This is a genomic window from Streptomyces sp. NPDC048254 (genome assembly GCF_043201895.1).
GTDB lineage: Bacteria > Actinomycetota > Actinomycetes > Streptomycetales > Streptomycetaceae > Streptomyces.
Window position 1 is genome coordinate 235,316 of sequence record NZ_JBICZJ010000014.1, and the last position, 13,289, is coordinate 248,604.

General features: G+C 70.4%; 8 protein-coding genes and 1 pseudogene. 3 read left to right on the forward strand and 6 right to left on the reverse strand.

All coding sequences use genetic code 11. The features are described from left to right. The first annotated feature begins 5 nt into the window (after positions 1-5). The 3 genes and pseudogenes from ACGFZQ_RS34405 to ACGFZQ_RS34415 all read left to right on the forward strand — a co-directional run bounded on the left by ACGFZQ_RS34405 (position 6) and on the right by ACGFZQ_RS34415 (position 2,605). Positions 6-2,030 (forward strand): CocE/NonD family hydrolase, encoded by a 2,025-nt coding sequence (locus ACGFZQ_RS34405; protein WP_393843623.1) that lies wholly within the window; start codon positions 6-8, stop codon positions 2,028-2,030. A 157-nt stretch (positions 2,031-2,187) separates the two neighbouring features. Next, a pseudogene (locus tag ACGFZQ_RS34410) lies at positions 2,188-2,334 on the forward strand (GlsB/YeaQ/YmgE family stress response membrane protein); the annotation flags it as partial. Between the two features lie 49 nt (positions 2,335-2,383). Further along, a complete protein-coding gene (locus tag ACGFZQ_RS34415; RefSeq protein ID WP_393843624.1) occupies positions 2,384-2,605 on the forward strand; it encodes a hypothetical protein in 222 nt (73 codons plus the stop codon). Between the two features lie 392 nt (positions 2,606-2,997). On the opposite strand, the gene ACGFZQ_RS34420 is transcribed toward ACGFZQ_RS34415, so the two are convergent. The 6 genes from ACGFZQ_RS34420 to ACGFZQ_RS34445 form a co-directional block, all read right to left on the reverse strand. Beyond that, the gene (locus tag ACGFZQ_RS34420) at positions 2,998-3,399 is read right to left on the reverse strand and encodes an AI-2E family transporter (protein WP_393843625.1); all 402 of its coding nucleotides are present in this window, start codon (positions 3,397-3,399) and stop codon (positions 2,998-3,000) included. A 508-nt stretch (positions 3,400-3,907) separates the two neighbouring features. Further along, positions 3,908-4,924 (reverse strand): SDR family oxidoreductase, encoded by a 1,017-nt coding sequence (locus ACGFZQ_RS34425; RefSeq protein ID WP_393843626.1) that lies wholly within the window; start codon positions 4,922-4,924, stop codon positions 3,908-3,910. 23 nt (positions 4,925-4,947) lie between these two features. Further along, positions 4,948-6,759, reverse strand: coding sequence for a glycoside hydrolase family 15 protein (locus tag ACGFZQ_RS34430; RefSeq protein WP_393843627.1), 1,812 nt, complete (start codon positions 6,757-6,759; stop codon positions 4,948-4,950). A gap of 19 nt (positions 6,760-6,778) precedes the next feature. After that, positions 6,779-7,939, reverse strand: coding sequence for an enolase C-terminal domain-like protein (locus tag ACGFZQ_RS34435; protein WP_393843628.1), 1,161 nt, complete (start codon positions 7,937-7,939; stop codon positions 6,779-6,781). Beyond that, the gene (locus ACGFZQ_RS34440; RefSeq protein ID WP_393843629.1) at positions 7,939-9,750 is read right to left on the reverse strand and encodes a thiamine pyrophosphate-requiring protein; all 1,812 of its coding nucleotides are present in this window, start codon (positions 9,748-9,750) and stop codon (positions 7,939-7,941) included. Before ACGFZQ_RS34440 ends, ACGFZQ_RS34435 begins: the two co-directional genes overlap by 1 nt. 11 nt (positions 9,751-9,761) lie before the next feature. Then, positions 9,762-12,836, reverse strand: a complete 3,075-nt coding sequence (locus tag ACGFZQ_RS34445) for an FAD-binding and (Fe-S)-binding domain-containing protein (protein ID WP_393843630.1) — start codon at positions 12,834-12,836, stop codon at positions 9,762-9,764. Positions 12,837-13,289 lie beyond the last annotated feature (453 nt).

Genomic DNA, 13,289 nt, shown 5'->3' on the forward strand with positions numbered 1-13,289 from the left:
GACCTATGCGATACATCGAGAACCTCCCCCACACCACCAGGCAGGAGGACCACGTCCGTATCCCGATGCCGGACGGCGTCCACCTCTCCGCGCGCATCTGGCGCCCGGTGTCCTCCGACGACTCCCCCGTCCCGGCGATCCTGGAGTACATCCCGTACCGCAAGGGGGACTTGAGCTCGGTCCGCGACTCGATCCATCACCCCTACATCGCGGGACACGGCTACGCGTGTGTCCGCGTCGACCTGCGCGGTACCGGCGACTCGGAGGGCGTGCTCACCGACGAGTACCTGGAAGTCGAGCAGAGCGACGCCGAGGCGGTGCTCGACTGGCTGGCCGCGCGGCCCTGGTGCGACGGCTCGACCGGGATGATGGGCCTCTCCTGGGGCGCGTTCGCCGCGCTTCAGGTGGCCGCCCGGCGACCCGCGAGTCTGCGGGCCGTCGTCATCTCCTCGTTCACCGACGACCGGTACTCGGACGACATGCACTACATGGGCGGCGCGATGCTGTCCGACAATCTCGCCGAGGCGGGCACGATGTTCGCCTACGCCACGTGCCCGCCGGACCCGTCCGCCGTCGGCGACCGCTGGCGCGAGATGTGGCGCGAGCGTCTGGAAGCCGCCGAGCCGTGGGTCCTGAACTGGCTGCGCCATCAGCGCCGCGACAGCTACTGGCGGCACGCATCGGTGTGCGAGGACTACACGGCCGTGCGCTGCCCCGTCCTCGCCTCCAGCGGGTGGGCCGACGGCTACTCGAACGCGGTCACCCGGCTGCTCGCCCGTCTGGACGTGCCGCGCAAGGGGCTGATCGGCCCTTGGTCCCACAAGTACCCGCACCTGGGCGAGCCCGGACCCGCCATCGGCTACCTCCAGGAAGTGGTGCGCTGGTGGGACCACTGGCTCAAGGGGGCGGACAACGGGGCGATGGACGGTCCGATGCTGCGGGCGTGGATGCAGGAGAGCGTGCCGCCCTCGACCTCGTACGAGGAACGTCCCGGCCGGTGGGTGGGCGAGCCGACATGGCCCTCGCCGCACGTGCGCGACACCGCCTACGCGTTGCGCTCCCGCCACCTCACCGCCGAGGACGAAGCCTCCGGCGACGGAGTCAGCCAAACGCTGAAGTCCCCGTTGTCCGTGGGCCAGTTCGCCGGAAAGTGGGCCTCCTACAACGCCCCGCCCGACCTGCCCTACGACCAGCGAGAGGAGGACGGCGGCTCCCTGGTCTACGAGACCGAGCCGCTGCGCGACCGGCTGGAGATCCTCGGGGCGCCGCGCGTCGAACTGGAGGTGAGCGCCGACCAGCCCGTGGCCATGGTGGCCGCCCGACTCTCCGACGTGGCCCCGGACGGCAGCGCCACCCGGGTCACGTACGGCGTCCTCAACCTCACCCGGCGGGACGGTTCGGACGAGCCGGCGCCCCTTGAGCCGGGCCAACTCCAGCAAGCCACACTGCACTTGAACGGTGTGGCGCAGGCATTCCCGCCGGGCCACCGGGTACGGCTCTCACTGTCCACGTCGTACTGGCCATTGGCCTGGCCGCCACCACGGCCCACGCTCCTGACGGTCCACGAGCGGCCGAGCCGCCTTGTCCTGCCGGTCCGTCCGGCCGACGGCGAACCGGATACCCCGGCCCCGTTCGAGGCACCCGAGGGCACGGCTCCCACCACGACGACACAGGTGACACCGCCGGAACAGCGCTGGGAGGTCAGCCGCGACCTGGTCGACTACCGGGCGGCGTTGAACATCGTCAAGGACCGCGGCACCGTCCACTTCGACGCGAAGGACCTCGACGTCGGCTGCCGTGCCCACGAGCGGTACACCTCGGTCGCCGACGACTTCACCTCACCGGCCGGTGAGGTGACGTGGACCATGAGTTTCCGGCGCGTGGAGTGGGACGTCGAGGTCCGCACGAGCACGAGGTTGACCTGTGACGCCGAGGCGTTCCACGTCAACGCCACGCTGGACGCCTACGAGGGCGGCCGGCGCGTCGACTCGCGCACCTGGAACGAGTCGGTCCCCAGGGACGCGCTGTAGACCGTCCGCGTGCGGGTACGAAGGCGGCCAGGTGGGAGGTAGGGGCAGGCGCCCCAAGTGGCTTGCCGTGGCTGCCGTTGGGATGTTCGTTCGGGCCCGATCGGCGCACACGAAGAGCTGACACGGCATCTGTCCGAAGACGAGGGAGCGGAGACGCATCAGGGGCATCATCTCGTGGATCATCATCGGCCTCCTCGCCGGTGCCATCGCCAAGATCCTGATCCCGGGCAAGGACCCCGGCGGCATCATCGTCACCATGCTCATCGGCATCGGCGGCGGTCTCCTCGGCGGCTGGCTCGGCAGGTCGACACGATGTTCGTCAGCGAGCTGGCCACCCGGGCATCGTGAACACCATGCCCGGCAGCGCCCCGGGCGCCTACGACGACCACGGCACGCTCCCCCACTACCCACCGGCGGCCGACAGGCGCGCGGCAGCGCTGGATCAGTTCGCGACCCCGGAACGCGGCGGCGTCGACTTCGCCGACGTCACCGACACCCTGGAACGCGAGGGACCGGCCAAGTTCGACAAGAGTCGGCCCGAGCTGAGCGCCAGGGGAAGCAGAGGTCGGACGTGACCGAGAAGTCGAAGCCCGCACGCGCGGAGCCGACCACAATGGGCCACCAGCTCCCGTGGACCGGCCTGCTCGGTCACAACTGGTCAACGGCGACATAGTCACCCTGCAGCGTGGCGGTGACCAACCATCCGACGGAGCCGGATCGGTCGGGATCCCCTCCTGCGCAGGCTCGAACTCCGCGCTCCACACGACGGAGTGGTCGTCGGCTGCTCCTGAGGTACGTCGTCGGAGGGGCGGTCGGTGGGAAACGCCGTCCCCTGGACGCCGGAAACGGTGGCGGGTCCTCCTTGGACGCTCCGGTAAGGGACACGGCGGCCATCGGGCGGAACACCGGCAACCGGAATCTCGGCAGCCGTCAAGGGCGGGTCTCCCAGGAGGCTGGGAGCACGACGTCAGTTCCGTTCCTTCTTGGGGAAGACGTACTCGTCGAGGACCAGGCCGACGGCGACGGCCGCCGGGATGGCGACGAGGGCGCCGATGATGCCGAGGAGCGCGCCGCCGACGAGGACCGCGAGGACGGTCACCAACGGATGGACGTCCACGGCGAACTTCATGGCCCTCGGCACGATGAGGTAGTCCTCGGCGACACGGAAGACGACGTAGAAGACCGCCGTCGCGAGCGCGATGGGCAGGGACACGGAGAGCGCGACGAGGCTGATGACGATTCCGGCGAGGGTGGAGCCGACGATCGGGATCAGGTCCATCAGGGCGGTGAAGATGCCCAGCGCGGCGGCGTACGGGACACCGGTGGCGACGCACCAGCCGAAGGTCGCCACGCCGGCGGCCGGTTCCAAGACGGCTCCACGGCGTCCGACACGCCGGGATCGGAACCGTCCGCGCCCGCCCCTTCCACCTCACCGTGCTCCTCCCGGGCGGACTCGGGCTCGGACTGCGCAGACATCGCGACGGCTCTCCTCGACGGCCTCGCATGGGCATGGGTCTCCCGGGTACCCAGGCATTCGGCTCGCACCGCGTCCGCCACCGCCCGGCGCGTCGTGAGCCGGCCGGGGCAGTGAACCGTTGAACGCCGGGCCGACATCCGATGCCTTCAGGCGGGAGCCGAACACCGTGACCGATCTCGACCCCTTCGCGTACGGACAAGTTCACCGACGTGCCGTGGCACCGGGGGCCGGGTGGATCACTGATCCTCGGCGAGGCCCCTGCCTGGAGTCGACGGCGGCGACCACGTCGGTTTCCTGCTCGCTCCGGAGGCGGCGGAGAACCTCGGGGGCAACCACACGGCGCTGCTGACACTCGACGACACCCATGACAGCACTCCGGGCCATCCGGCGAACTGAGTGGCTAACGCGCTCGCCTGCGCCGTATCACGGCTCCCAGACCCACCGCTGCCGCTCCCGTCGCGGCGGCCAGCACGAGCCCGGGGTGTCGCGCGAGTGCTGCCTCGGCCGAGTGGTGATGGGACTTCTCGTCGAAGGAGCCGTGTGCGCCGTAGTCGTGCTCCGGGGCCTCGTCCGCCGGGTGCCACAGGTTGGTCCGACGGGTGCCGGGCTCGCTGTCGTCGTCGGTCTGCTGCGACGTGTAGCCCGTGCGGGCGAGGTAGCGGTCCAGCAGGGCGGGCGCCAGCTTGTTGGCGAGGATCGTCGCGGCGGTGGACGCGCCCACGTAGTACTGCTTGCGGTGCGGATGGTCCGCCGCGTGCATTACGGCCCTGGCGGCCACTTCCGGCTGGTAGATGGGCGGTACGGGCTGGGGGCTCTTCGGCAGTTGGGACAACACCCAGGAGAACTGCGGCGTGTTGACTGCCGGCATCTGCACCACGGTGATGTTCACGTGGCTGTGCTGGTGCATGAGCTCGGTGCGGACGCTCGACGTGAAGCCGTTGACGGCGTGCTTGGCACCGCAGTAGGCGGACTGGAGCGGAATGGAGCGGTCGCCGAGGGCCGAGCCGACCTGCACGATCACGCCGGCGTCTCGCGGGATCATGCGCTGAAGCGCCGCCCGGGTGCCGTGCACGAAGCCGAGGTAGCTCACCTCGGTGACCCGCTTGTACTCGGCGATCTCGATCTCCATGAACGGCGCGAACACCGACGTGAAGGCGTTGTTGACCCAGATGTCGATCGGGCCGAGGGCTTCCTCGGCGGCCACGGCCGCGGCCTCGACCTGTGCGAAGTCGGCCATGTCGGTGGGCACGGCAAGAGCACGGCCGCCGCGTTCCTCGACGTCGGCGACAGCGGCGTCGAGGCCCGCCTTGCCCCGCGCGAGGAGAACGACGTTGGCGCCCCGCTCGGCGAAGAGTCGTGCGGTGGCCCGGCCGATGCCGGCGCTGGCCCCGGTGATGACGACAGTCTGCTGGTTCATGCTCGTCCTGTTCCTCTCGGAGGTCATGAGGGAAGGCCCGGAGTTCGGGCGAGGGTGGCCGCGGTGTCGAGCATGAGGGCGTGGACGAAGGCCTGCGGCAGGTTGCCGCGCAGCTGGCGTTGGGCGATGTCGTACTCCTCGGAGTACAGGCCCGCCGCTCCGCACGCGTCCCGGTTGCGTTCGAACCAGCGGTGGGCCTCCACCTCTCGCCCCTGGTGGTGTTCGGCCAGCGCCGTGACGAAACCGCACAGCAGGAAGGCGCCTTCCGCCTCCTCCAGCGGACGTTCGTCGTGCCGGAAGCGGTAGGCGTAGTGGTCGCGGGTGAGGTTCTCGGTGTAGGCGTGGAGAGTGGCGCGGGTGCGCGGGTCGTCGGCCGGGAGCAGTCCGCGTACCGGGGGCAGCAGCAGGGCCGCGTCCAACCCCGGGTCGTCCGGGACGCGTTGCCAGTGTCCGTCCGGATGCAGCGCGTGTTCCGTGGTGTGCGCGAGGATCGTGTCGGCCAGCTCGGTCCACTCCCCCTTGCGGGCCGCGTCCGGCGCCACGGCGGCGATCCGCCGCAGCCCCGCCGCACAGATCAGACGGCTGTGTGTCCAGGCCCGGTCGTCCAACTCCCAGATGCCCGCGTCCGGTTCGCTCCAGCGGGCGGCGATCGCGGCCACGGCGATCTCGACGGCCTGCCGCCCGTCCCGGTCGAGCCGGTCCTGGCGTGCGGCGGCGGCGAAGAGCAGCAATGCCTCGCCGAACACGTCGAGTTGGAACTGGCGGTTGACGTGGTTCCCGATCCGGTCGAAGCCGCCGGGATACCCGGGAAGTTCGAGCGTGCGTTGGTCGGGAACAGTCCCGCCGTCGACCGTGTACGCCGGTTTCAGCTTCGGGCCGTCCTCATGCAGGCGGGCGCCGACGAACCGAATCGCCTCGTCCAGCAAGGGGAGTTGGCCGGCTGCCGCCACCGCCTGGCCCGCGTAGCACTGGTCGCGGATCCACGCGTAGCGGTAGTCGTAGTTGCGCCCTTCCTCGGAACGCTCCGGGAGGCTTGTCGTGGCCGCGGCGACCATGCCTCCGTCGGCACTGGTCATGCCGCGCAGTACGGCATACGCCTGCCGTGCGTCGCGGGCGGCGACGGTGTCGTCGAGCCCGGGCACGGCGTCCTTCCAAGCACGTTCGGTCCGCGACCACTCCGTGGACGGGATCGGCGGAGGGGCGTCCCACAGCGGGAACTCACCGAGTTCGAGCACCAGGTCGTGCCGCTTTCCGGCGTCCAGGGACAGGTCGAGGGTGAACTGCCCGCCCATGGAGCCGACTTCCGAGAGCGAGGCATCCCCGCCACCGCTCCAGCGCAGGTGCAGGTCGCCCACCCGCGCGGTCCACACACCGTCGTCGCCGCGTCGCGCGTCACGCAGGGGCTGGGTGCCGTAGTCGGTGACGGGTTGCAGCACCACCCGGACCTGTGCCGGTCCCTCCGTGGCCCGCACGCTTCGCAGCAGGACGAGCCGGCCTCGTTCTCCCGGAAACCCCAGGGCTTCCCGGGACTCCACGATCCCGTCCTCGGTGACCCAGCGGCTGCGCCAGATCAGTGAACCCTCTTCGTAGTGTCCGCCGGGTACGAAGCGACCCGTCGGCGTGACGGCGTAGAGGCCGGTTCCACCGATGAGGGTGGAGAAGACCGCGCCGCTGTGCCAGCGGGGTGCGCACAGCCAGGCGATCTCCCCGCGCGGGCCGACCAGCGCCCCGCGCTCGCCGTCGGCGAGGAAGGCGTAGTCGTGCAGCGCCTGGGGCGGGTACGCGTCGTGCTCGACGGGCACCCGCGCGCTCGGCGTCCTCGGTGTGTTCGTCATGACTCTCTTCCTGCCCCGCCTATCCGGTCCGGTACTTCTCCGCCTGGTCGGCACGGAGGGTCAGGCCGTGGCCGGGTGCGCCGTCGGCACCTGGGTGGATGCTGCCGCCGTGCGGGTCGAGGGTTCCGTCGAAGAAGAGGTCCTCGATGCGCGTGTGGTCGTGGAACCACTCCAGATGGCGCAGGTTGGGGATCGCGGCAGCCGCGTGGGCGTGGACGTGCGGGGCGCAGTGGCCGGAGAGTTCCAGTCCGGCCGCTTCCGCGAGGACTGCCGCGCGCAGCCAGACGGTGATGCCGCCGCTGGGGGCACCTCCCACGCCCTTAAGGCAGTGGGGGAGGGTGGCGTCGGCCTGAAGGCAGTCCACGGCTCCGGCACCGAGCATCTGCCCGAAGTAGGCGAGGGTGTAGCCGTACTCCCCGGCGGTCACCTCGGGAGTGATGGCTGCCCGGATGTGTGCCAGCCCGGCCAGGTCGTCGGAGGAGACGGGCTCCTCGAACCAGGTCACACCGTGCTCGTCGAGGTGTCGGGCCATGCGAACCGCCTGTTTGCGGCCGTACGCGCCATTGGCCTCGACGTAGAACTCCACCGCGTCGCCGACGCTCCGACGCGCCCGCGCGATCCGCTCCCGATCCCGCTGCTCGGCCCGGCCCCACGACTCACCGATCTTGATCTTCACCCGGGGAATGCCCATGTCCTCGACCCAGGCCCGCAACTGGCGATCCAACTGGTGCTCGTCGTACGTCGTAAAGCCGCCGCTGCCGTACACGGGCACGTCGCAGCGGCTCGCGCCGAGCAGTCGAATCAGGGGCAGGTCGAGGAGACGGGCCTTCAGGTCCCACAGGGCGATGTCGACGGCCGAGACGGCGTCGGCGATCAGGCCGGGGCGGCCGGCGTTGCGGACCGCCCGGTTCATCGCCTCGTTGGCAGCGGGCACGTCCCAGGTACTCATCTGTGTTACGACGTCGGCGAGTTGCCGCTCTACGACGTGGGCCGTCGCGGCAGCTCCGTACGTGTAACCGAGTCCCGTGGTGGCGCCGCTGTGCACCTGGACCACGACCATGGTGGTCGAGTCCCAGGTCAGCGTGCCGTCGCCCTCCAGCGCGTCGGTGGGGACGGTGTACACGGCGGTCTCGACCCGGTCCACGAGCGGGTCGCCGTCCCCGGCGGTGGGCGGGGTCATCACCCCTCCGGCTTGTCCTGGCGCTGCTTGCCGCCGGGGAGCATGTCCTGGACCTTCGCCTTCAGCCCCTGCCGGATCATGCCGACGCGGTCGCCGTCGCCCTTGATGACGGCGGAGGCGGCGGCCTCGATCTGTTCGAGGGTGGCGTGCGGCGGGATCGGCGGTACGGCGGGGTCGGTCCGGAAGTCGATGACGAACGGCCGGTCGGCGCCGAGCGCCCGCTTCCAGGCGTCCTCCACGTCCGCCGGCTTCTCCACGCGCACCCCGTCGAGACCGATCGAGCGGGCGAAGTCGGCGTACGGCACGTCCGGGAGGGCCTGCGAGGGCAGGAACTGCGGGGCGCCGGCCATGGCGCGCATCTCCCAGGTCACCTGGTTCAGGTCCTGGTTGTTGAGAACCGCGACGATCAGCCGCGGGTCCTCCCACTCGGGCCAGTACTTGGCGGCGGTGATGAGTTCGGCCATGCCGTTCATCTGCATCGCCCCGTCCCCGACGATCGCCAGGGCGGGCCGGTCGGGGTGGGCGAACTTGGCGCCGATGACGTACGGCACACCGGGCCCCATGGTGGCGAGGGTGCCGGACAGGGAGCCGCGCATGGTGCCGCGCAGCCGCAGGTGCCGTGCGTACCAGTTGGCGGCGGAGCCGGAGTCGGAGGCCAGGATCACATTGTCCGGCAGGAGTGCGTCGAGCGTGTGCACGACGTACTCCGGGTTGATCGGGTCCGCGTCCACGGCCGCCCGCCGCTGCATGACGTCCCACCAACGGGCCGTGGCCAGCTCGGTCTTCTTGCGCCACGAGCCGTGCTTCTTCCGCTTCAGCTGCGGCAGCAGGGCCCTGAGGGTTTCCTTCGCGTCGCCGACGAGGTTGACCTCGAAGGGGTAGCGCAGCCCGATCATGAACGGGTCGATGTCGATCTGCACAGCCCGGGTCTGCCCGAACTCCGGCAGGAACTGGGTGTACGGGAAGCTGGAGCCGATGACGAGCAGGGTGTCGCAGTCCCGCATCATCTCGTAGGAGGCGCGGGTGCCGAGCAGGCCGATCGATCCGGTGACGTACGGCAGGTCGTCCGGGAGGGCGTCCTTGCCGAGCAGCGCCTTGGCCACCCCGGCGCTGAGCACCTCGGCGATCTCCTCCACCTCGGCCCGGGCGCCGCGCGCGCCCTGCCCGATCAGGATCGCGACCTTCTCGCCCTCGTCCAACACCTCGACGGCGCGGGCGAGTTCGGTCGCCGGCGGGACCGGTGCGGAGTGGGTCAGACCGAGGCTGGACGGCACCATCTTGAAGGCGTGGGTCGGCTCCGAGTAGGTCAACTCCTGTACGTCCGCGGGGATGATGACCGCGGTCACCGTCCGCTTGGCGTACGCGGTGCGGATGGCGCGGTCGATGACGTTGGGAAGTTGCTCGGGGACGGTCACCATCTCGCAGTACTCGGAGGCGACGTCCTTGTAGAGGCTCAGCAGGTCGACCTCCTGCTGGTAACTGCCGCCCATGGCGCTGCGGTTGGTCTGCCCGACGATCGCGACGACCGGAACGTGGTCGAACTTCGCGTCGTAGAGTCCGTTGAGGAGATGGATCGCCCCGGGGCCCGAAGTCGCCGCGCAGACACCGACCTTGCCGGAGAACTTCGCGTAGCCGACGGCCTCGAACGCGGACATCTCCTCGTGCCGCGACTGGACGAACTTCGGCGTGTTGTCGGACCGGCCCCAGGCGGCGAGGAGGCCGTTGATGCCGTCTCCCGCGTAGGCGAAGACGTGGTCGACGTCCCATTCGCGGAGCCGTTGGAGTACGTAGTCGGACACCTTGATGGACACGGGGGTTCCTCTCATCGCGCTGATTGCCGGTTGCGGAACCAGTAGGTTCCGGCCGCTGCCGCTCCAAGGACGGCGGCTGCGGCGCCCACGGCCAGCAGGCGGCCGTCACGGGCGGAACCCTCGGGCCGGTCGGCGAGCTTCTCGGGGTGGTCGGCGGGCAGGTGCCGGCCGTCCATGGCGAGCGCCAGCGCCTCGGCCAGGTGCAGGGCCCGCCGGCCGGTGTCGCCCTGCTCGATCTGCGTACGGCAACTGAAGCCGTCCGCGAGGACAAGTGCGCCGGGGGCTGTCTCCCGCACCGCGGGCAGCACCCCCTGCTCGGCCACGGTCATGGACAGGTCGTAATGGCCTTGTTCGAAGCCGAAGTTGCCGGCCAGACCACAGCAACCGGCGTCCAGGACATCGGCGTCGATCCCGGCGCGTCGCATCAGTTCGCGGTCGGCGTCGTCCTTCGTCACCGCCTGCTGGTGGCAGTGGGTCTGCACGGTCGCCGACCTGGTGAGCGACGGAGGCTGCCAGCCTTCGGGGGCGTGGTTGAGGAGTTGCTCCGCGAACGTCCGGAACTGACCGGCCAGCCGCCGTACGTCCTGGTCGTCGGGCATCAACTCGGGGGCGTCGGCACGGAAGACGGCCGTACAGGAGGGTTCGAGGCCCACGACGGGTGTGCCGGCCTCCAGCCAGGGCCGCAGGACGTCGAGCGTGCGGCGCAACACACGCCCAGCGGTGGTGAGTTGGCCGGTGGAGATCCAGGTGAGGCCGCAGCACACGGATCGGGTGGGGACGGCGACGTTGAATCCGGCGTCCTCCAGGACCCGGACCGCGGACTTCGCGACGCCGGGGTGGAAGTAGGTGCTGAAGGTGTCCGGCCACAGCAGGACGGTGCGCGGGTCAGCCGGATCGGGGTCGGGAGTCCCGCGTGCCAGCCACCACTGTACGAAGGACTCCTCGGCGAAGACCGGCGCGTCACGCTCCGCCGCCACGCCCGCGAGGCGCTTGCCGAGGCCGGCGATCCCCGGCGCACCGAGTGCGGCGTTCACCAGTCGGGGTGCCAGCCGGGACAACCGCGCCCATACCGGCAGCCAGCCCATGGAGTAGTGTGCGGCCGGCCGCAAGCGTCCCTCGTAGTGGTGCGAGAGGAACTCGGCCTTGTAGGTGGCCATGTCGACGCCGACCGGGCAGTCGGACTTGCAGCCCTTGCAGGCGAGGCAGAGGTCCAGGGCGTCACGCACCTCGGTGGAGCGCCAGCCGTCCGCGATCGCGGAGTCCGCGTGCCCGTCGAGCATCTCGAACAGCAGCCGGGCCCGCCCCCGCGTGGAGTGCTCCTCCTCGCCGGTCGCCCGGTAGGAGGGGCACATCACCCCGCCTTCGTGCGTACGGCAGTTGCCGATGCCGACGCAGCGCAGCACCGCGCGGTCGAAGGAGTGGTCGTCGTCCGGGTAGCTGAAGTGCGTGTCGTGGCTGTCCGGGCGCCACAGGGGTCCCAGGCGCAGGTTCTCGTCGACGCGGTACGGGTCGACGACCTTGCCGGGGTTCATCCTGTTGTCCGGGTCGAACAGGGCTTTCACCTGCCGGAAGGCGGCGACCACGGCCTCTCCGTACATCCGGGGCAGCAGTTCGCCGCGGGCCTGCCCGTCGCCGTGCTCACCGGAGAGCGAACCGCCGTAGGACGCCACCAGGTCCGCGGCCCGGAAGAGGAACTCCCGGAAGTTCGTGACCCCTTCGGCGGTGGTGAGTTCGAAGGGGATGCGGGTGTGTACGCAGCCCTGCCCGAAGTGCCCGTACAGGGAGGGGTGGTCGTAGCCGAAGTCGGCGAACAGCTTCTTCAGGTCGCGCAGATAGTCGCCGAGGACTTCAGGCGCCACGGCCGAGTCCTCCCAGCCCTCCCAGGTCTCCCGGCCGTCCGGCGGGCGGGCGGTGACGCCGAGGCCGGCCTCGCGCGCCTTCAACATCTTGCGCTCGCGCGCCGGGTCTTCGGAGAAGGCGACCCTCGGATCATCCTCGTCCCGTCCGAGCGCACGGATCAACTCGCGTCCCTGCTCGTCGACTTCGTCCTGACTGTCCCCGGTGAACTGGACCAGCAGCCAGCTCTCGCCCTCCGGAAGCTCGCGCAACGAGTCCAGATAGGCGCCCTCTTCGCGCATCAACTGGGCCATCCGCCCGTCCAGCGCCTCCAGTTGCGTCGGACTGCTGTGCTTCAACAGCCGGGGCACGTCGTCGGCCGCCGTGCAGATGTCGTCGTAGCCGAGGACGAGGAGGGCTTCGTACGGCGGGAGTGGTACGAGGTCGAGTTCGGCGCGCAGGACGGTGACGAGGGTGCCCTCGCTGCCGACGAGTGCGCGGGCCACGTCGAAGCCGTTCTCGGGGAGCAGCGAGTCAAGGTTGTATCCGGAGACGCGGCGCGGGACGCGGGGGTAGCCGCGCCGTACCTCCGCCATGGTGTGGTCGATGATCTGCCGCAGCCCCTGATGGATCTCGGCGCGCCGGCCACCGGCGGCGAGGATCTCCTGGTACTCGTCGTCCGACGTGGGGCCGACCCAGCAGCGGGTGCCGTCGTAGGTCAGGATTTCCAGGCGCCGGACGTTGTCCACGGTCTTGCCGTAGGCCTGGGCGGAGCCGCCGCACGAATTGTTGCCGATCATGCCACCGAGCGAGCAGTGGCTGTGGGTGGAGGGCTTGGGGCCGAACTGGAGCCGGTGGTCGATGAGCCGGCGGTTGAGTTCGTCCAGCACGACGCCCGGTTCGACCACGCAGGTGCGCCGGTCGGCGTCGATCGACAGCACCTTGTCGCAGTACTTCGTCCAGTCGATGACCACGGCGGTGTTGGTGCACTGGCCGCCCAGGCTCGTCCCGCCGCCTCGGGAAAGCACGGGTGCCCCGAACTCGGCGCACACCGCTACCGTGGCGGCGCCTGCGTCGATCGTGCGCGGGACGACGACCCCGATCGGCACCTGCCGGTAGTTCGAACCGTCCGTGGCGTAGGCGCCCCGGCTGCCCGCGTCGAATCGCACCTCGCCGTCCACCCGCTCGCGGAGCGCCCTCTCCAGGGCATGTGTGTCCAGCGCAGTCTCCGATCCACGCACCTCGACCACCGTCGACTCCCCTCAGCGAGGGCCCCGACGCGGGAGGGCCGCTCGGATGCCGTGGGCCGGGTGCCCGGTGATCGAGGCGGCTAACATCCGGTCGGGGCAGATCGGACCTCGTCGCGGACCTTGGCGAACTCGGTGAGCAAGGCTTCACAGAGCGCCTTCAGGCCTCCGGCCTGCACCTGTTCGTCCGCCCAGGTCCCGCTCACGTTTGCGATGTCCAGGCGCAGACTCGGCCACGACGTCACCCGGCAGCAGCCCGTACCGGAGTCAGTGGGTCGTCGCGTCACCGACATCGGTTCCCTGTCGGCCCGCCGGTCGCGTGAAGGTGCGGAGCGAGGTCACACGGTTCTCCTCGGCATCGGGGCGTCGAGGTGGGCGGAGGCCGGTCGGCGCCGTAGCGCTCGGCTTCTTCGGCCATGGCCACCGCGTACCCGTAGACCGGACACCGACACGGAT

What these genes read in the sequence shown, in the direction of transcription:
- ACGFZQ_RS34435 (WP_393843628.1), bottom strand. Translation starts at nt 7,939, where the DNA reads ATGACCCCGCCCACCGCCGGGGACGGCGACCCGCTCGTGGACCGGGTC.
- ACGFZQ_RS34405 (WP_393843623.1), top strand. Translation starts at nt 6, where the DNA reads ATGCGATACATCGAGAACCTCCCCCACACCACCAGGCAGGAGGACCAC.
- ACGFZQ_RS34430 (WP_393843627.1), bottom strand. Translation starts at nt 6,759, where the DNA reads ATGACGAACACACCGAGGACGCCGAGCGCGCGGGTGCCCGTCGAGCAC.
- ACGFZQ_RS34425 (WP_393843626.1), bottom strand. Translation starts at nt 4,924, where the DNA reads ATGAACCAGCAGACTGTCGTCATCACCGGGGCCAGCGCCGGCATCGGC.
- ACGFZQ_RS34415 (WP_393843624.1), top strand. Translation starts at nt 2,384, where the DNA reads ATGCCCGGCAGCGCCCCGGGCGCCTACGACGACCACGGCACGCTCCCC.